This is a genomic window from Bifidobacterium pseudolongum subsp. globosum, from assembly GCF_000741295.1.
Taxonomy (GTDB): Bacteria; Actinomycetota; Actinomycetes; order Actinomycetales; family Bifidobacteriaceae; genus Bifidobacterium; species Bifidobacterium globosum.
On sequence record NZ_JGZG01000001.1, the window covers coordinates 65,707 to 85,510 of the forward strand.

Genomic DNA, 19,804 nt, shown 5'->3' on the forward strand with positions numbered 1-19,804 from the left:
TTGTCGGCGCACATATACGATGTTAGAAGACAGTGGACGCTTATACGTGGTGCAGGTGTTTCCCGCAAGAATACCGGGGGTATACCGGGGGTATGCGGTGAGTTACCGGGCCCCTTTTTGCGCATGGCGTGCGCGTCCTTACGGTTCCAAAACGTCAGGCTGACTTTTTGAGATCACGCCGGGGATATATCGGCGCTTTGCCCGAGGGCGCCGCGAGCTGCGGGGAGGGAGGCACTCCCCCTGCCTTGATCGGGTTCGTGGGGCACATGCCCGTTTCCACGCGACGGGCACATGGCCGACTGTCCGCGAGCGCCCCCGTTGGCGCCGTGGCGCTCGCGAACGTTCTTGTTTTCTAAGCAGGTAGACATGTCTACTTGTCTACCTCAATAAACAGTAGGGCTGAGCGGGTGTCTACCAAATTGTCTACTTGTCTACCAAAGCACGGCATAAGGCACTCAGGTAGACAGGTAGACAAATCGGTAGACAACCGCTAAGCCCTACTGCCGCAACAGGTAGACAGGTAGACTTGTCTACCTGCCTATAAGGGAGAACAGGGCTACCCGAGGATCGCCCATGTGGACGTTGTGGACGCGCCCGTATCCTCGACACGTTGCACCATTCCCTGTTCACATAGTTCGTCCAGCGCCTTATATACGTAGGGGCGCCACTTCCTGCTGATATTCCTTGCTATGTCGGTGCCCTTGAACGGCTTGCCCTTACGTTCCCGTTTGGATAGGAACGCCACGACCTTGCCGGGGGTCTCTTGCCGGATCGTGGCTAGGTTACGTTCCGCATCGTCCTGTGCACCCTTGCGTACCGTCTCATATTCGGCGCGGTTGTCGCGCACCGTCTGCAAGTAGCGTTCACGGCACTTGTCGCGCACATGGCATGAATACTCGATGATCTGCCCCGCTATCCTCCAGTCTTCGCTCGTGACCTGCGTATGGTCTTCGCGTGCCCCGTCCAACCATGGCAGCAAGCCCGCGACCCTGATACGAACGAGGTTGAGATGCCCCGCAAGGTTGTCTCCCCCGTCTTCGCCGCGTTTCTTCGTTAGATTGCGCTCGTACCGTAGCCTGTCGGTGCGTTCGCGTACTTCGGGCGGGTAGCGCATTTCGATAAAACCCCACGCGCGTTCACCATTGAGCATGTTCGCTATGCTGCCCGCACGGTACAAGGCTTGCAGGTTTTCCGGTGGGTCGGGGACGCTGCCACGATCCACGAGCGGTGCAAGCAACCCCTCATAATATGCGGGGGCGGTTTCCGGCATGTTGTTGTCGAGCGTATCCACCCACAGGAACCGTTGCGGTACGCCCGTACCGCTCATATTGAATAGGGCGTCAGCGTTCGCATACTGCACGCCCGTAATCAACGCCATACGGTACCCGTCCTCAGGCGCGGTGATCGTCTTCGCTTGATCCTTGGTAGCCCCACCCAAACGTTCGCCAACGAACGCGGACGCGAGTTCGCCGCCCAACGTGCTGCCCTTACGGACGGCGACCGATCCAAGCCACGTCACTTCGGGTATGTCGATAAGCGCTCGCGGATTGGCGCACGCTAAGTATGTGATGGGGTGCTTCGCGTCCTGCGGGTTCTCTTCGCTCGCCCACTGCGCGTACAGGGCCGCGAGGCTTTCACCTGAACTTGGTTTCTCAGTGCGTGCGCCGAACAGGTATGGCACGAGACGGGCGGCTACACTCGCCGCGGTTCCCTTACCGTCACCACTCGCGCCAAGGACTGCCACGAACAGGTTCATGCTGCCTTTCCTGCCGCCGACGTACGCGGGGGTGACGACCTGCGGGGGAAGCATGACAGAGACACGCGCCAACACGATCCCCAACACTGCGGTTGGAGCCACACGACATGCCCGCGCCGCCTTGCAGATCGCCTGTAGATACGGGGTTTGCTCCCAAAAATCGTCGGTGTCAACGAACGGCACTTGGTCGTCGTCGTCCGTTTCTTCCGCCACGTCCTGTCGGGGGTCGGCTTCAAGTTGCACCCGCTCGAACTCGAACCGGCCCAAAGCCACAGCGTCGCCCGCGTCATGGCACGGCTCGCACGCCTGTATGAACGTGAGGGACTGCAAACCGTGGTCGTTCACATGCGGGGTGAGCAGGTCGTACAGGGCCTGCCGCCACTTGTCGCCGGTCGTGTCCTTGTCGCAGATGGCAACCACGTTCAAACCTGCGAGCGCTTGAACCGTCGCGTCTATGTTCAGTGTGTTCGCCACGTTGCCGCCGCCGCCTGTCGTGGAGATCGCGGCATAGCCTGCGGTGAGCATCGCGGCCGCATCTTTCTCCCCCTCGGTGATGAAGATCACGCCCGTGTGTTTCGCGTGTTCAGTGGACGGGGTGAGCAGGTAGGGCACATGTTTGCCGCCCGTGGTTCCCGATTGGCTTATGCGTTTGCCTCCCTGCCCGTCCCCTGTGCGGTGCACCGTCAGCCCGTCTTCGTAGGCGAATGTGAAGCCATGCGTGGTGTCGGTGATGAACACATGCGTGTCGGATATGCTCATGCGTGTTGTGGTGATCCGCAGGTTTTGCGCGAGGTGATCGTACAGGGCTTTGGGGGCGCAGGACGTGCAGGAAAGCAACACACCCGTAGCGTATTCACCATTGGGGGCGTGTATGGGCGCCATATGCAACGTACCGGCATTGCATATGGGGCATGTGCTCGTACCCCCGACAAGGGGCATTCCTAACGCTTCCCACAGGTCGGTCATGTGTTTCGTGAGCGTTGCCTCGTCGTAGGGCACACACTGTGGCATCGTGTAGGGCCCTGCGGGTTTCCAAGATGCGGCGAGCGCCGCTTCTTGTTCCCGTACCCGGGCCAATGCCCGCACGCTTTCCCCAATGTCTCGGTTCCTGCGGGAATCATGGCGGATTGCCTGTTTTGGTGTGTCGTACAGGTCGCTTTCGGACATGCCTAGTTCACGCAAAATGTCCCCTGTGGCGTTGTCGTCGTGCATGTCATGCAGCAAGGTGACGCCCTTGCCGGGTTTGTAGGTGACATGCACGCTTGGTGTGTGGTCGGGTGTGTGCACGGGGCATTGCATCATGGCGTCGCCCGTACGGTTTTCCTTGAACCGCAGCCCATGGTCTACCGCGCTGTTACGTAACCGTTCGTAAGACGTTTCGTTCACCGTGCCACCCCCTCACGCAAAGCCGTGGCGTGTTGGTAGCATTGGGTTTGTCGCCTATTCATGCTCCACGCTCCCGGTATGCGCTTGTACTGGGGGCGTATGTGTATGTTCCTCATGTTCCGTTCGTCCCCTCTTTTTCAGCCCTTGTAGTCGGTGAACTCGTTGAGCGAACGGCTTGTGATAAGGATATTGCGGCCGATCACCTTGGCTTTCAGCCGCCCCTCATGGATAAGGCGTTTGGTGACGCGAACATCTTTCATGCCAAGCATGTGCGTCGCTTCCTTGATGGGGATAAGTTTGCGCGTGTCGGTCGCGGGCTGGAGTTGTGTCTGCACGTTCATGGTGCACACCTTTCGTATGGTTCACGCCCCGGCAGGGGTCGGCGGGTATGGTTGCCCACGCCCTCCCTTACAGGGGGCAGTCCTGTTGTTTCGTGCCGGTTTTCCGTCTCGCCTCGACGCCCTCGATGGTTCATGACATGAGGGGGTGTCATATGTCGGTTTTCCGTCTCGCCTCGACGCCCAAGGGTTAAGGGTCTTGGGCCCCTCGCATACAAGCATATCCGCGCTACAGCACGCTATCTAGCGCAGTGGCGCGCGGCGTGTCGCGCAGGTCATTCAGTGAACCATTGCAATGCCCGTTCAACGGCTTCGCCGCGAACCTCCTTGTCGCAGTCCAACAGCAGGCGCTTCCCCTGCTCCATGCCCCGCTTATGGCAGTCGCGCAACACCGTGGCGATCCGCACACCCTGCACGCTGTCCACGCCCGTCTTCAACGTGTCGGCGTCCAAGCCCTGCGCTCGCAACATGTCAGATACAGGCGGCATGTCCGCACGGTAAACGTGTTCGCAGGCCATGGTGATGGCCTCATTGACCGCCACACGGTTCGCTTCCTCCAGTGTGGCCGCGTCCGTGTCCCATTCACGGGCCGTGATGTACGGGGGGAACCTGCCGTCGAACAGTTTGCCCCGATCCAATGCATGCAGCACCCTGCCCGCCACACCGCATTCGGCAGCGTACCCGATCCAACGCCATGCGAGGAACGCCGCGTCAGCGGGGGTGAACGTCGCAGTCATGATCCATTGCGCGACACCATCGGCTGTCGCGTCTGTGATCTGAGCGGGGGAAGCGACGCCATACGCCGCCCATGCCGCCAACACGTCCACACGCGGCCCAACTTGCGCAAACCCCTCGATCTCCAACCCGGCCAACCACTTGTATTGCGCATACAGGGACGGGCAGGCGCGCAGACCTTTCGCCCACAACACGACCGCCTGCACGTCGGGTTCCACCCACCCCACACGCAGGATCGCGCGCACGAGCTTGCGCCATTGGTTCATCTCACGTGCTTCCATCTTCCCGTCCCCTTTCACAACAGTTCCCGCAGGTTTCCTCGCGCATGGCGCTGTCCAGCAGGTTCAGCACACGCGAGCCAAGCGCCTTGTCCATGCGTTTCACCATGGCGGCGCGTTGCGGCGCGTCCAACACGCTTAATGTGTCCGCGAGCGCCGCGAGCGCGATCCCTGTCTCTGTCTCTGTCTCTGTCTCTGCCGGTTCGTCGGGGATCGCGTCTTGTGGCTCTTGTGGCGCTCGCGGTTGCGGCGTATCCCATGCGCGCGTCATGTTCTGCACGACGCCGCGTTCACGTTCCATGTCGGGCACTTGGTACAGGCTCGCCACGCTCATGTCGGCGTGGCCCGCGAGTTTCATCGCGTCCGCGAGCGTGCCCCCTGTTTCCACGACACGCGAACAAAAATCACGGCGTAGGTCATGCAATTGCAGCCCTTGCAAACCCGGTATGCGCACGCGGGCGAGCGCGAACGCATTGCGCAGGTTCTGCTCATTGGCCTGTTCGCCCGTGCGTGGTTGCGTGAAGATCGGCGCGTCGTCGCCTATGTGCAGGTCGTCTATGCGCGCTCGCAACCGTTGCGCCACAATGTCGGACATGGGCACATCACGGTTCGATGACTCCGTTTTCGGGGTTTGGTACACCGTGACCCGTTTGCCTGTTTTCACGTCCCGCACACGGGCGACGGTACGGTTCACGCTAAGCACGCCCTTGTCGAAATCAATGTCGCACGGGCGTAAGGCGAGCGCCTCACCCTCCCGCAGGCCCGTCTCGTTCATCACGACGACCGCGAGCGCCGCATACGCGGGGAGCAGTTCCAGCAGGGCGTTCAACTGTTGTGTGGTGGGGCGTATGGGCACGTGCTTGCGCTTGTGCTTGCCGACACCGATAAGGCAGGGGTTGCGCGCTATGAGCGGCTCCCCGTTCTCGTCCCATGGTTGTGTCGCGGCGCTCGCCATGATCGCCCGCAACAGCTTGTACACGTGTTGGCGGCGTGCGTGTGTGTCGGCTTCCGCCCGCAGTGGTTTGAAGCCCGTGTACCATTCCTGCACGATGGCGGGTGTAATGGCCCGCATGGGCATGGCGCCGAAATAGGGCAGCAGATACCCATCTAGCGAGTTGCGGTATTCATCGCGGGTGCTGTCCTTGATCGGCAGGCCCTGCCGTGTGGTGCGCGTCGCCAACCATTGCGCAGCGTATTGGGCGAACGTGACCGTCTCGACATGGTGGGCTCGTTGTTTCACCTTGTCGGGCACCCATGTGCCGTTTTCGATGGCCTTGTGTGTGGTGATCTGCCATGCGCGCCCGTCCGTCTCCCGGTCGGGCGTGACCCATTTTTCGAGTTCCTTGGGTAGCTTCACGTCCGGGAAGCGTTCATAGGCCCACTGCGGCACGGGGTGTGTGAACACGAGGTAGGGGCGTCCCTTGCGTGTCTTGTGCTTGGGTTTCGACAGGCCGTTGGGGGCTCGTTTGGGTCGCCGCGTTCGCCGTGGTTCCCCCCTATGTTCGGTGTCGTTCATGGTTCCCCCCTATCTTGGGTGCCTGTTTGCGTGTCGGGGGTGTCGGGTTCCCCCCTAAGTTCCCCCCTATGTTACGCTTAAATACGCACGTTCACGCAACACTACGCGCCGAGGAAAGGAACGGAACCAAGCGCGAAAACCCTTGAAAACACTGGGAAACCGGCAACAAAAAAGGGTTCCGAGCAAAAAGCCCGAAACCCTGAAAGTGGAGCCGCGGGGAATTGAACCCCGGTCCGGTGACCGTACCCTCGTTCTTCTACGTGCGTAGTCTGCTGGCCACAGAGAGCAGTTTTTCGGCTCCCATCAATATCGCAGACAACAGATGGCGAGCCTAGCTACAGTACAAGTCCCTGTGTCACCCTGCAGTGCAATGACACAGGCAAGTCTTCTCAACGACGCTCAGCATCTCCCCGAAGACACGGGAGAGTGAACGGAGCGGCTGCTCGCTGGTTAAGTCCTGACGAAAAAATCAGGCAGCGAGAGCGAACTCAGTGCGGTTAGATTTAGCACTTATTTTTTTCACAGAGAACATCACGAGCGGACTCTGCATTCTCGGCACGCTTCACCGAAGCGAACAGATCACCGTCGAAACCGATCGGCCCCTTTTGAATTATCAAACTCGCCGGCGCAAAGCCGGACTCTTCAATATAGCATGCCCCACGCGCACATGCAAGATGCACAACGTGCCCGACACCCGCGCCCCACTGGGTGCGGGTATGAATAAAGTCGGTTCCATACGCACGTACACAGGAAGGCGAGAAGAGCGGCATGGCCACACGCAAACAGATCGCGGAACTCGCAGGGGTCTCACAGGCGACCGTCTCACGTCTGCTCAACGGCGACGCCAAGCTGCGCATCACCGCGCAGACACGACGCCGCATCATGCGCGCGGCCGCCCAGCTCGGCTACACCGCGTTCACGAGCCGCATGATCGCCGTGCTCAACGCGCCGCCGGAAATCAACGAGCTGCAGGACGCCTATTTCCAGTCGTTGCGCGAGGAACTGCACGCCGCCGCCGAAGAGCAGGGGTCGACGCTCGCGTTCTTCGCATCGATCGACGAGCTCATCGAGGCCGCTGACGAATACGACGGATTCATCGCCATAGGTCCCGCCACGTTCACACGTGAACAGCTTGGGCATCTGCGCCGCGCGTTGCCGTACGGCACGTTCGTCGACACGAACCCGGCCCCCGACTGGTTCGATTCGGTGCGCCCCGACCTAAGCCAGACCATGCTCGACGCCCTTGACGCACTGCAGGACGCCGGCCACACGCGTATCGGCTTCATCGGCGGCATCGGCGCAATCATGGGCCTGCACAACCAACCCGAGGACATCCGCACGCTTGCGTTCACCGACTGGAGCCGGCGTCTGCATCTGGACAACGACGCACTGATCTACGCCAGCGGCCCGTTCACCGTGGACAACGGCCGTGCGCTCGCCGAGCGCATGCTCGCACAGCACTCCCCCGACGCACTGCCCGACGCGCTTGTGGTGGCGTCTGACCCGATGGCCGTCGGCGTGCTGCAGGCGCTCGCCGCGGCCGGCGTGCGCGTGCCGCACGACATGGCCGTGGTGAGCGTCGACAATCTGCCGATCTGCCAATACACCGCACCCGCATTGAGCTCGTTCGACATCGACCGGCACGAGCTCGTGTACACCGCGCTTGAAACGCTCACCGACGCGATTGCGCGCGACCGGGGTACGCGCCGGCACATCCTCATCTCGACGAAGCTGGTATGCCGCGCGAGCTTCCAGCCGCCGCAACCGCAGTGAGCGATCTTGCGCACCTGATTCACACGAGGAGCATCGTCACATCGAGCGTCAGTTCGCGCGCGGCGTCGAGCTGGTAGCGGTCATGCACGGGCGCGCCCCACGAATCGTCGCCGCCGACGCCCATCTGCCCGGCGAGCATACGCAGGAACATGTGCCGTGGCTTCGGCAGCTCATCCTGATGCGTCGCCGCCTCCATCGTCAGCGTGTCGTACGGCAGCAGACTCAGCGCGAGATCCGTGCCGGGGCGTGTGGATTCGATGAGCAGGCCATGGCCGTCTTCGTCGGTGACGCGCGCCCAGCGCACATGCGCATGGTTGCCGGTCTCCTGCGGCACGAGGTACGGCTGCACATCGTCGAACGCGGTCGTGCGCCATGCGCCGACTTTCGCGCGGTCACGGTCGGCGTAGGTCTCCCAGGGGCCGGGGCCGTAGAACTCCAGCTGCGAGTAGCGCACGGGCAACGCCCATTCGAGGCCGAAGAGGGGCAGGCTCGTCGCGTCCGCCTCACCGGGCCATGTGGCCTCGACGTGCAGCCGCATCGCACTATCGACGCTGTAGCGCACCGGCACAGTGGTATGCGCGTCGTCCGCGAGCTCATACCAGTATTCGCCGGTGAGCTCGCCACGCTCTGGGTCCCATTCCACCTGCCCGATGCCGGTGATCACGCGCGCATAGCGCCCCGCGCCGAACCATTGCGCGCGGTCGAAGCCGCTGCTCGCGCCGCGGTCGTTGTCGGTCAGCGGCCGGAATGTGATGAGTCGCGGCACGCGGGACACCATCTCCCGCGCGCCGTCGCGCATCGAGACGATGCCGCCCTGCGTGCGCGACAACAGCATCTCACGCGACCCCAGCCGCATGCCGCCGTTCCAACGACCCAGCGTGACGCGCGCACCGGATTCCGCTGTGCCCGGGGTGTGCCATGCGGCGAGCGCACGCGCGTCGAGTGCGCGGGTGCACTGCCCCCAGGCGAGCTCATGGCCGGCCTCGGCCCACGCGGTGGTGCGCGTGAGCCGTTGGCTCACTTCGTAGACCACCTCATGCGTGTGCAGTGCGCTGTCACCGCTGGCCGGCAGCACGTCCTCGACCGGCGGGAACACGAGGTCGAGCGCGCGCGTCTCGCCGGCGGGCACGTCGAGTGTGCGCGCGGCGCTCCACACCTCACGCCCGTCGACGAGCATGCGCGCCACGAACACGCTGTCGCCCGTGCCGACAAAGGCATTGCCGTTGTGCACGAGCACGCGGTCGGGTTCCACGCTGATGCGCACAGGCGCATACTGCGCTTTCACTTCCTCGGCTTTCGCCGATGGCGTGCGGTCCGCGAACACGATGCCGTCGCCGCTGAAGTTCATGTCGCTTGGCCTGTCGCCGAAGTCACCGCCGTACGCGAGCCGCTCCGTGCCGTCGTCCAGCCGCTGCCACAACGCTTGGTCGATGAAATCCCAGATGAAGCCGCCTTGGTAGTGCGGATACCGCTCAAGGGCGGTGTATTCGCTCAGACCACCGAGCGAATTGCCCATCGCGTGCATGTATTCGCACGAGATGTACGGTTTGGTCGGGTTGTGCTCAAGGTAGTCGCGGATGTCGTCGGGCCGCGCGTACATGCGCGATTCGAAGTCGGAGATCGCGCTGTACGCCAGGTTCCACTGCACGCCCTCGTAATGCACAGGGCGCGTGGGGTCCCACGCGCGGCACCGCTCCCCCATCTGTTCGATCACCGTGCCCGCATACGACTCGTTGCCGAGCGACCACGCGACCACGCACGCATGGTTGCGGTCACGCACCACCATGCTCTGCACACGGTCCACGCATGCGGCAAGCCACATCGGGTCATCGCCGGGGATCGACTCACCGTCCGTCACGTCACCGGGCAGATTCCAGCTGCCATGCGTCTCCAGATTGGCTTCGTCGATCATGTAGATGCCGTATTCGTCGCACAGTTCGAGCCAACGGGTCTGGTTCGGGTAGTGCGAGGTGCGCACCGCGTTGATGTTGTGCCGTTTCATGAAGCGCACATCCCACAGCATGTCCTCTTCCGTGACGCTGCGGCCATACCGTGCGTCGAATTCGTGGCGGTTGACGCCGCGCAGCACGACCCGCTCGCCGTTGACGGTGAAGATGCCGCGTTCGATCTCGACACGGCGGAATCCAACCACCGCGCTTGAGATTTCGACCGGTTGCCCATCGGCGTCATACACCAGCACGTCGACGCGGTACCGGTTCGGCTCTTCGGCGCTCCATGCGCGCACGTCGGCGATCGCGGCGCGCACACGCAGCACCGTGTCATCAGCCGAGGCCGATTGCCGTTCCGCATCCAGCGTCGCCTCCCACAACGGCGTGGCCGCCTCGTCGTCCACCGCGCATACGCGCACATCGGCGCTGTGTGCGGTGGCGTCGCCTTCAAGCGCAAGCCGAAGGTCGAGCACGCCGCACTGCGCCGCGACATCCCAGTCGGCGGTCGCCTGCATGTCGCGCACATGCACACACGGGCGCACATCGAGGCGCACGCCTCGGAACAGTCCATGGAACCGCCAGCAGTCCTGGTCTTCCAGCCAACTCGCGCTCGAGTACTGGAAGCATGCGACGGCGAGCGTATTGCCCTCCTCGCGCAGCGCGTCGGTCACGTCGAATTCGCTCGGCGTGTACGAATCCTCCGCATAGCCGACGAATGCGCCATTGAGCCACACGTAGATCGCGGTCGCCGCGCCGTCGAACGTCAACGAGACCCGTTCGCCCGCGCTCAACGCCTTCCGCACACGCGGATCGGCGTCGAACGTCCGGCGGTACAGCGCCACGAGATTGTCGTCGGGCACATGCGGCGCCTGCGGCTGCTCATGACCATCCCAGGGGTACTGGATGTTCACGTATTGCGGGCGCATGAGCCCCTGCGTCTCCAGGCAGCCGGGGACCTCCACATCCATATAGCCGCATTCGTCGAAGCAATCCGACGCGAAGGCCGGGGGGATGTGCACGGTCTGCCATCGCTCGCTCGTGCTTTCCATCGGAAGCCGATCGAGGTGCGACGGCACGACCCGCGCACGCCACACGCCATCGAGCGACTGCCGCAACGCACCGGACGCGCCGTCGACGCTCATATGATCGGTGTGCGCGGGCAGCCGGTTGACCGCGAAGACCCTTGGATCGTCGAGCCAATGCACGCTTGGCTGTCTCCGTGCCCCATGCCCTTCCTCAGAAGGGCGTTGCGGCTCTCCCGCCACCGCCCGCCCACGGACGGCGTTGCACGGGTCCGTCCCGCATCGCATACCGGTGTGCGCCCTGTTGTCTGACTGTGCCATGATCCGCTCCTCGCTGTAGCTCCGTCGCTTGCATGCCTGGCCGGTGGCGCCGACCCGAACATGGTTTCCTTGCCCAATCGATAGTAAACTATTTACCGTACAAGAACAACGTCCGTCGTTCCAGTAGCGCAATTCTTCATACATCTCCACCCACACACCGCCCACGGTACACCCTCAAGAACCCTAACATCACAGCGGTTCTACATAAATCAAGACTGTGCCAAAATTAGTCACCCCATTTCAACAATAAGTAAATAAGTTTACCGGATATGATAAATTACTCTACGAACACAGATCACCGTTGATCACACCCTACGGAGGATGACATGACCACAGCATCACCCCGGCCGGCATCGAAGCCAGCCACACCCAACCACGTCAGGAACACAAGGAGCATGAGGCAACGCGTCGCGTTCGCGTTCGGCAACCTCGGGCAGGCGGCGTTCTACAACGCGATGAGCACATTCTTCATGACCTACACCACGACCGCCTTGTTCGCGCGCACGGACAAAGCGGTCGCCGCACGCATGATCGCCCTGATCACCTCGCTCGTCGTGGCGATCCGCATTGCCGAGATCTTCCTCGACCCCCTGCTCGGCAACATCGTCGACAACACGCGCACACGCTGGGGCCGGTTCCGCGTCTGGCAGTTCATCGGCGGCATTGTGCCGTCCGCGCTGCTCATCGTCGTGTTCACCGGCGTCTTCGGGCTCGTGAATGTCAGCACCACATGGTTCATCGCGGCGTTCATCGTCACCTTCATCCTGCTCGACGTGTTCTATTCCGCGCGGGACATCTCGTATTGGGGCATGATCCCCGCGCTCTCGAGCGATTCGCATGAGCGCGGCGTCTACACATCACTCGGTACGCTCACCGGCTCGCTCGGCTACAACGGCGTCACCGTCATCGTCATCCCGATCGTCAGCTATTTCACCTTCCGCTTCACCGGCGAGCACGCCCAAGGGCAGCCCGGTTGGACCGCATTCGCGGTCATCATCGCACTGTTCGGCCTGCTCACCGCATGGACCGTGGCGTTCGGCACACGCGAACAGCACAACGAACTGCGCGGCGGCGACGAACACTGCAAGCCATTGGACGCGTTCAAGGCGATCGGCCACAACGACCAGCTGCTGTGGATGGCATTGAGCTACCTGCTGTATGCGGTGGCCAACGTGGCGACGACCGGCGTGCTGTTCTACCAGTTCACCTATGTGCTCGGCATGCCGGAGCAGTTCGCGCTCGCCGGCGTGATCCCCGTGGTCACCGGCCTGCTCACGACCCCGCTCTACCCGTTGCTCAACCGTGTGGTTCCGCGCCGGTGGCTGTTCACGGGAGGCATGGCCCTGATGATCGCCGGCTATGCGATGTTCATCGCCGCACCACGCAACCTCGCGGTCGTGCTCATCGCGCTCGTGCTGTTCTATCTGCCCGCGCAGACGATCCAGATGACGGCGATCCTGACGATGACCGACTCGATTGAATACGGGCAGCTCAAGACAGGGCGGCGCAACGAGGCCGTGACGCTCAGCGTGCGCCCGATGCTCGACAAGATCGCCGGCGCGTTCTCAAATGGCATCGTCGGATTCGTCGCCGTGGCCGCGGGCATGGTCGGGTCGGCGTCCGCCGGCGACATGACCGCAGGCAACATCCACACCTTCACCACATGGGCATACATCGTGCCTTCCGCGGGCATTGTGCTGAGCCTCGTGGTGTTCCTGGCCCGTGTGCGAATCGACGAGAAGCGCCATGCGCGGATCGTCGAACAGCTCGAGGCGCGCCTCGCCGACACCACGCGGTAGGCGGCGCCCCCTCGGATCACTTGATGATCGGGCGCGCCGTGGCGGAGACGTTGATCTGCTTCTTGTCGCCGATCACGTTCGGGTCGTTCATGATCTTGTCGACAATGGCCATCTTGAGCTTCAAGTCCGAATCGTCACCCCACACGATGCTGATGCCGTTGTCGAGCTGCGTCATGATCGAATCCTGCGTGTTCGCCTGCACCTTGACGATGGCGTTGCGCATGGATTCAGGCAATGCGTCGAGGATCACGAGCGCCGACTGCACCGCGCGCCGGCTGAGCGCCTTGCCGACATTGTCCACTTCGATGACCGGGATGCCCTGCACGGATTGTGCTGCCCCGTTGACCGCGTTGAGTTTGCGCGCCTTGCTGTCGACCGCCGTCATGGTGCTTCCCGACGGCTCCTTGAGCATGGCGGCCGGCCGTTGCGCGGTGACCGAAACATGCAGGCCGTTGGGGAATTTCTTCTCAGCAGTGGCCGACGAGACGCCCGGGATCTGCGAAAGCTGCTGCTCGACCGCGCCGTCGGAGACCACAAGCAATGATTTGCCCGCCTGCCGCTTGGCAATCGCCATGATCTGCTCGTTGCTCACCCATTCGTTCGCGCCCGACGCGCTGATGTTGTTGGGTTCCAACCGCAATACCGGCGAAAAGAAGAGCAGCCAGACAAGCGCAATCACCGCGGCCATCGCGGCACACACCACAGCCACACGTGCGGCGATGCGCCGCGTGTTGGCCTTCCGCTGCTCCTTCTGACGCGCCGCGAAGTCCACGACCTTGGGCCGTGTGGCCACGCCGATTGTACCCGCCGTCTCCTGCAGTGTCTTCGCCACCACATCCTCGCTCGGCAGGTTGTTCGCGTCCACGAACGCACCCGGACTCGTCGCCCCGGTGCGTTCCTCGACGATGCGCGGTTTCTTGACCTGCGCGCGCGCTTGCTTCGCCGACCGCCGGCGCGCCACGGCGTCGCCGGCCGCGGCGAACACCGAGCGCACGGATCCGCGCCTCTTGCGGGGCTGTGATGCCGCCATCGACTGTTCCGCATGGCTGGCTGCGACGGTGTCGATGTCCACCGCCGCGTGTGGCGTGTGTACGGCGCCGGAAGCCACCGACCGGGCGGTGCGCCCGGACTCGTGCGCGGTATGCGTGCCCGATGACGCGCTGCGCGCCACCCTGCGGCTGCCGGATGGCGCGCCATTGCGCGAACTCGCCGATCGCGCGACACGCTTGGCGGGCACGGCATGGCCCGAACGTGTGGAACGTGCCGGCTTGTCGGGGGTCTCACCGGACGGTGAGGAGCTGACGGAACGGCCGGCCATCATGCATCCTTGCCATGGTGCGCTTCGAGCACATGCACAATGACCGGGCCCATTGTGGTGATGTCCCCGGCGCCGACGGTGAAGATGACGTCGCCCGGCTTGGCGCGCATCGCCACCATCTGCGCGGCCGTGGCCATGTCCTCCACCACGTCGATCGGTGTGGCACCTTCCGCGGCGGCGTCGGCGATCGTGTGTGCATCGACGCCCGGGAAGTCCTCCTGCCGTTCACGCGCCGGGAATACGCCCGTCACGATCACGTCGTCCGCTTTGGCGAGCGCCTGCGCGAATTGCGGTGCAAAGAACTTGGTGCGTGAAAACAGGTGCGGCTGGAACAGCACATGAATCGTGGCATCGGGGTAACGCCGGCGCGCCGCGTCGAGCAATGCGCCGATCTCGGTCGGGTGGTGCGCGTAGTCGTCGACGACCGTGACTCCGCCCACGGTGCCGCGGATCTGGAACCGGCGCGCCGCACCCAGGAATGTCGACGCGGCGCGCGCGGCGTCCTGGGCAGGCATGCCGAGTTCAATCGCCGCGAGGATCGCCGCCGTGGCGTTGCGCGCGTTGTGCAGACCCGGCACGGCGAGTGTGACCGGCAGCACCAGTTCTTCGCCCGCCACTGCAGCGGGGATGTCGAGCGTGAACTGCTCGCTGCCGCTACCCGCATGCTCCTGTTCGGCAACGATGTGCACGTATTGTGCGCCGTTCAGATCGCCCAATGCGCTGCGTTCGCTCGTGCCGTAGGCGATGGCGCGTGCACCGTCCGCCGGGTCGAGTGCGCGCAGCACGGCGAGCGCACTGCTGTCGTCGGCGCACACAATAACGTGGTCCAACGCGTGGCTCATATGCTCGACGAACGCGCGCTGGTAGTGTGCCTCGTCGCCGTAGTGGTCGAGATGGTCGGCCTCGGCGTTCGTCACGATGGCGATGGCTGGGCGGTATTTGCCGAAACTGCCGTCGGATTCGTCCGCCTCCGCCACAAGCACGTCTCCCATGCCGGCATGGCCGCCGTCGAGCACGGTGCCGTCCGGGCCTTGGACCGATCCGCCGATGGCGTAGCTCGGGTCGGCGAGCGCACCTTCACCGCCATGGAGCAGGATGTGCGCGAGCATCGAGCTTGTGGTGGTCTTGCCGTGCGCGCCGGCCACGGTCACGGCGCGTGTGCCGTGCATGAGCAGGGCGAGGATGTCACTGCGGTGCACGATGTGCGCGCCCTGTGCCTGCGCCTCCACGATTTCGGGATTGCTGGGCTTGATGGCGCTCGAGTAGACGACGACGCGCGCGTCATGCACATTTTCGGCGCGCTGCCCGATTTCGACAGGGATGCCGAGCGATTCGAGGCGGTCGGTCTTCGGGCCGCGCCGGCTGTCGGAACCGTCGACCGGCACATGGTGTTGGTGGAGCATCTCGGCGAGCACGCTCATGCCCGCTCCCCCGATGCCGATGAAATGGGTGCGGCCCAGATCGGCCACGGTCTGCTGCTCGTCGAACTGTGCGGTGGTGGGGTCGAGCGTCACCGTCTGTGCGTCATGCGTGCTACTCACGTGAACTCCTCAGTGTTGTGTCTGGTGTCTTGTGCGATTGTGCTGTCGTATTGCCTGCGGCGGGGTGTTCACCGGCACCAGCGCGCGTCGCCCGCGATGGTGAGGATGCGCTGCGCCATGCGGTCGGCGGCGTCGCGGATGCCGTATTGCCATGCGTTGTGGCCGTAGTCCTGCAAGGTCTGTGGGTCTGCGAGCAATTGCGGCACATGGGATTCGACCCATGCTGCGGTGAAGTCGCGGTCGTCCACGAGCAGGCCACCGCCCGCCTGGACCACTGGTTGCGCGTTGAACCGCTGTTCGCCGTTGCCGATCGGCAGCGGCACATAGACGGCGGGCAGGCCGAGTGCCGTCAGTTCGCTCACCGAACCGGCGCCCGAACGGCAGATGACCAGGTCGGCGCACCCGAAGGCCTTGTCGATGCGTTCGAGGTACTGCGCCACATGGTAGTCGCGTCCCGGTTGCGCGTCATCGCCGAGGCCGGTCAGCACCTGCTCCCCCGCATGCTGCGCCACGAGCTCGCGCACTTCGTCGATCTTTCCTTTGCCGGTCAGGTGCACGATCTGCGCGTCGCGCACGAGTGTGCCGGAAGCCTGGGCCACCGCCCGGTTGAGGCTGACCGCACCAAGCGAGCCGCCGGTCACCACGATGATCGGCCTGTCCGGGTCGAGCCCGAGTTCACGGGCGCTGTCGCGGCGCACCTGTGCACGGTCGGTTTGCATCCGCCCGGCCAGTTGCGCGATGGCGGGTCGCAATGGCAGGCCAACGCGTTCGACCTCGCCTTCGCCGCCGGCCCTGAGTCCGGTGCCGTCGTATGCAGTGCCGATGAACGTGGCCCATTTGGCGCCAAGCTTGTTGGCCATGCCGGCGCGCGCGTTCTGCTCGTGGATCACGATCGGCACACCCATGCGGTGCGCGGCCGCGTACGCCGGCGCCGAGGCGTAGCCGCCGAAGCCCACGACCACATCGATGTGCTCGTCCTCGATGAGCTGCCTGACCTTGGCTATCTCACGCTTCCATTTGAACGGGAACTGCAGGGCGGCTTTGTTGGGGCGCCGCGGGAACGGCACCTTCTCGATCGTTTCGAGACGGTAGCCTGCCTGCGGCACCAGATCCGCCTCAAGTCCCACCGCAGTGCCCAACGTGATGATCGACGCATCCTCCGGATCGCGCGCGGCGATCGCGTCAGCCACGGCAAGCAATGGGTTCACGTGCCCCGCCGTGCCGCCGCCGGCCAGCAGGATGTGCTTTGCTTCTGTGTTCATGGTGTTCCTTTGCATACGCCTGGAGTTGCGTTACGACCGTTGCCGTTCGGCCGCGATCTGCGGCTGTGAACGCATCATGCTCATCGACGCACCCGCCGCCGCCAAACATAGGATAAGTGATGAACCACCCGCCGACACGAACGGCAACGGCACGCCCATGACCGGCAGGATGCCCACGACAACGGCTATGTTCACAAGCGCCTGCCCCACAATCCACACCGTGAAGCACAACAGCGCCATGGATGTGTAGCGGTTCGGCGTGCGCAGCGCCACGACGATCATGCACCATGCGATCACCGCGAACAGCACGAGCACGAGCACGGCGCCTACGAACCCGGTCTCTTCGCCGATGATCGCGTAGATGAAGTCGTTGTGCGCCTCGGGCAGGTAGTTCCACTTCTCACGTGAATTGCCCAGACCCACGCCTAGGAACCCGCCGGAGGCCAACGCGTATTTGGCGTGTGTGGCCTGGTAGCAGGCGTCCTGCATGTCGCTCGCCGAGCACCCCTGGTACGTGGCCAGGATGCGGCGCATGCGGTTGGGGCTCATGATCGCAAACAGCACACAGGCCCCGGCCAGCCCCACGGCGAGCGCGCCGAGCCATTTGCGCGGGAAATCGCTGAAGCAGAACGCCACAAGGCCGATGAACACCAGAATCATCGTGGTGCCGAGGTCCCTGCCCGCCAACACCAATACGAGCAGAGCGCCGTATGTGCCGAACGTCCACAGATAATCCTTGATATGCGTCGGAGCGCCCCGCTCATGGCGTTTGCCGACTTCGACAAGCAGCTTGGGCAGCGTGATGCACAGCACGAACTTGACCAGCTCGGCGGGCTGGAACGTGGCGAAGCCAAGGTTGATCCACCCCTTGTTGCCGTTGACCTCAACACCCAATGGGGTCAACGTGAGGAATTGCATGAAGCCCGCCATGGCCACGAGTGGCGTGCAGAGCTTGGCATACACACGGTATGGCAGCGCCAAGGCGACCGCAAAGGCCACGAGGCCGATGATGCAGAACTTCGCTTGGTCCAAGGCCTGACTCCATGGTGTGGCGCCCACCGCCACCATGCTCACCGAGGAGCTCGAGAACACCATGACCAGGCCGAATACCATGAGCATGAACACACAGAGGGCGAATCCGTGGTAGCACCAGATCGGATTGAGCAGCATGCGCCAGCCCCGGTAGGCCGAAAAATCGGCGGCATGCCCTTGGGGCTGCGCGCTGCGCGCCGCCGGCGCATCGTGCGCGGCGGCGCTCTGGCTCGCTCTCGTGCGGACCGTGTATTGCCGTGGTGTCGTGCTGGCGCCCCGCGAGGACGCGGAGCGCGCTTTGCGCTCAGGCTGCGGCATGATCATCCACCCAACGCCGAGATTCGCTGGCAAATTGGTCACCGCGGTCGGCGTACGACATGAACTGGTCCATCGAGGCGCACGCCGGCGCAAGCAGCACCACGTTGCCCGGCTCCGCGAGCGCGGCAGCCGCGTCCACCGCACGCCGCATCACCGACCCGGCGCCGGCAGGATCGATCACAGTGAGCGGCACGTCGGGGGCACAAGTGCGGAATGCCTCGAGCATCGGCTCCTGGTCCACGCCGATGATCACAGCTGCCTTCATGCGGTCGTGTTCCTGCGCCACGAGCTCCTCGAAGCGTCCGCCCTTGGCGAGGCCGCCGGCGATCCACACCACGCTGGACGGGGCGAAGCTCTTGAGTGAGGCCTGTGCGGCGAGGGCGTTCGTGGCCTTGGAATCGTCCACGAAGCGCACCGTCGCACCGTCGGTCGTCAACCGCGCGACCTCCTCGATGCGGTGGCCGCCGGGCTTGAAGTCCTGCAATGCCTTCACCGCCACGGCGTGGTCCACGTCCATCGCATACATCAGGATCAGCGCGGTCAGCGCGTCGGCGAGCAGATGCGGGTAGACCGTGCCATCGGGCTCGGTCAGATGCGCGAAGTCGGCGACGCGTGCGATGCGGGTCTCCTCACCCACTTCACCACCGGCGATGCCGCTCATATCCACGATCCACCCGTCGCGCACACCGATCTGCCCGGCCTGCGGTTCGGCGAGCGTAAACCCCACATGCACGCAGCCTTCGGCGGCATGTGCCTCGGAGGCGAGCTCGGTGACGCGCGCGTCCTGCGCATTGTAGGCGATGACGCGGCGCGCGCCGTCGTAGACCTTCGATTTGTCTTCGGCATAGCGCTCAAGGCCGCCGTGCCAATCGAGGTGGTCGGCGCCGATGTTCGTGATCGCGGCCCCGGCCAAGGCGAGTGAATAGGTGAAATGCAGCTGGAACGAGCTCAGCTCGACGCACAGCACGTCGTTCGCGGGGTCGAGCGCGGCCTGCGAGACCGCTTTGCCGATGTTGCCGACGGCCGGCGCCTGCAACCCGCAGGCCGTGAGCATGACCGATACCATCTCAGTGGTGGAAGTCTTGCCGTTCGTGCCGGTGATGCCGATCCACGGTGCCGGCTCGCCCGTGCGCGCGTTGTCCACACGCAGCAGCCACGCGAGTTCGACCTCGCTGATCACCGGAATGCCGCGCTTGCGCGCCTCGACGATGAACGGCGTGCGCGGGGTGAAGACCGGCGACGTGCACACGAGGTCCACGTCGTCCCACACGATGTCGTCAAAGGAGCGCAGGTCGGCGTCTTCCTTGCGTTCATCGACGCTGATCACGCGCGCCGCGCGATCACGCAGAATATCCACCATGCTCTGCCCGGAGATGCCCAAGCCCGCCACTACGACTGTGCTGCTGTTGAGATCCATGTCTCGTCCTTTCCCTGACGTTGCCGATGCCGCTTATGGTCGC

12 protein-coding genes and 1 other RNA gene are annotated in these 19,804 nt (G+C 63.9%); 2 read left to right on the forward strand and 11 right to left on the reverse strand.

Annotation, left to right across the window (positions count from 1 at the left end; all coding sequences use genetic code 11):
• Positions 1–556: 556 nt before the first annotated feature.
• The 5 genes from BPSG_RS00295 to ssrA form a co-directional block, all read right to left on the reverse strand.
• Positions 557–2,515 (reverse strand): toprim domain-containing protein, encoded by a 1,959-nt coding sequence (locus BPSG_RS00295; protein ID WP_152595143.1) that lies wholly within the window; start codon positions 2,513–2,515, stop codon positions 557–559.
• 764 nt (positions 2,516–3,279) lie between these two features.
• Positions 3,280–3,483 carry a MerR family transcriptional regulator gene (locus BPSG_RS00300; protein ID WP_026644258.1) on the reverse strand — a complete coding sequence of 68 codons (204 nt, stop codon included), beginning with the start codon at positions 3,481–3,483 and terminating at the stop codon, positions 3,280–3,282.
• A gap of 272 nt (positions 3,484–3,755) precedes the next feature.
• Positions 3,756–4,496 carry a hypothetical protein gene (locus BPSG_RS00305; RefSeq protein ID WP_034884610.1) on the reverse strand — a complete coding sequence of 247 codons (741 nt, stop codon included), beginning with the start codon at positions 4,494–4,496 and terminating at the stop codon, positions 3,756–3,758.
• Entirely contained in the window at positions 4,483–5,898 is a 1,416-nt protein-coding gene (locus tag BPSG_RS08205) for a tyrosine-type recombinase/integrase (protein ID WP_051894160.1), read from the reverse strand. Before BPSG_RS08205 ends, BPSG_RS00305 begins: the two co-directional genes overlap by 14 nt.
• A 314-nt stretch (positions 5,899–6,212) precedes the next feature.
• Positions 6,213–6,612, reverse strand: a transfer-messenger RNA (tmRNA) gene (gene ssrA, locus BPSG_RS08380).
• A gap of 165 nt (positions 6,613–6,777) precedes the next feature.
• Between ssrA and BPSG_RS00315 the strand changes: the two genes are divergently transcribed.
• Positions 6,778–7,782, forward strand: coding sequence for a LacI family DNA-binding transcriptional regulator (locus BPSG_RS00315; RefSeq protein WP_026644027.1), 1,005 nt, complete (start codon positions 6,778–6,780; stop codon positions 7,780–7,782).
• 19 nt (positions 7,783–7,801) lie between these two features.
• On the opposite strand, the gene lacZ is transcribed toward BPSG_RS00315, so the two are convergent.
• Complete coding sequence (gene lacZ, locus BPSG_RS00320) at positions 7,802–11,041, reverse strand: beta-galactosidase, LacZ type (RefSeq protein ID WP_051592101.1); 3,240 nt, start codon at positions 11,039–11,041, stop codon at positions 7,802–7,804.
• 428 nt (positions 11,042–11,469) lie between these two features.
• On the opposite strand from lacZ, the gene BPSG_RS00325 reads away from it, so the two are divergent.
• Positions 11,470–12,873 (forward strand): glycoside-pentoside-hexuronide (GPH):cation symporter, encoded by a 1,404-nt coding sequence (locus BPSG_RS00325; protein WP_193345759.1) that lies wholly within the window; start codon positions 11,470–11,472, stop codon positions 12,871–12,873.
• A gap of 16 nt (positions 12,874–12,889) precedes the next feature.
• Here the strand turns inward: BPSG_RS00325 and BPSG_RS00330 are convergent, their stop codons facing one another.
• From BPSG_RS00330 to murD, 5 genes are all read right to left on the reverse strand, one after another.
• A complete protein-coding gene (locus BPSG_RS00330; protein WP_080699275.1) occupies positions 12,890–14,191 on the reverse strand; it encodes a cell division protein FtsQ/DivIB in 1,302 nt (433 codons plus the stop codon).
• The gene (gene murC / locus BPSG_RS00335) at positions 14,191–15,732 is read right to left on the reverse strand and encodes a UDP-N-acetylmuramate--L-alanine ligase (protein WP_026644031.1); all 1,542 of its coding nucleotides are present in this window, start codon (positions 15,730–15,732) and stop codon (positions 14,191–14,193) included. The genes BPSG_RS00330 and murC overlap by 1 nt, the downstream gene beginning before the upstream one ends.
• A gap of 68 nt (positions 15,733–15,800) precedes the next feature.
• Positions 15,801–16,994: an undecaprenyldiphospho-muramoylpentapeptide beta-N-acetylglucosaminyltransferase gene (gene murG, locus BPSG_RS00340; protein WP_026644032.1), complete on the reverse strand. Its 1,194-nt coding sequence runs from the start codon at positions 16,992–16,994 to the stop codon at positions 15,801–15,803.
• Between the two features lie 30 nt (positions 16,995–17,024).
• Complete coding sequence (locus BPSG_RS00345) at positions 17,025–18,350, reverse strand: FtsW/RodA/SpoVE family cell cycle protein (protein ID WP_026644033.1); 1,326 nt, start codon at positions 18,348–18,350, stop codon at positions 17,025–17,027.
• The gene (gene murD / locus BPSG_RS00350) at positions 18,331–19,761 is read right to left on the reverse strand and encodes a UDP-N-acetylmuramoyl-L-alanine--D-glutamate ligase (protein ID WP_026644034.1); all 1,431 of its coding nucleotides are present in this window, start codon (positions 19,759–19,761) and stop codon (positions 18,331–18,333) included. The genes BPSG_RS00345 and murD overlap by 20 nt, the downstream gene beginning before the upstream one ends.
• Positions 19,762–19,804 lie beyond the last annotated feature (43 nt).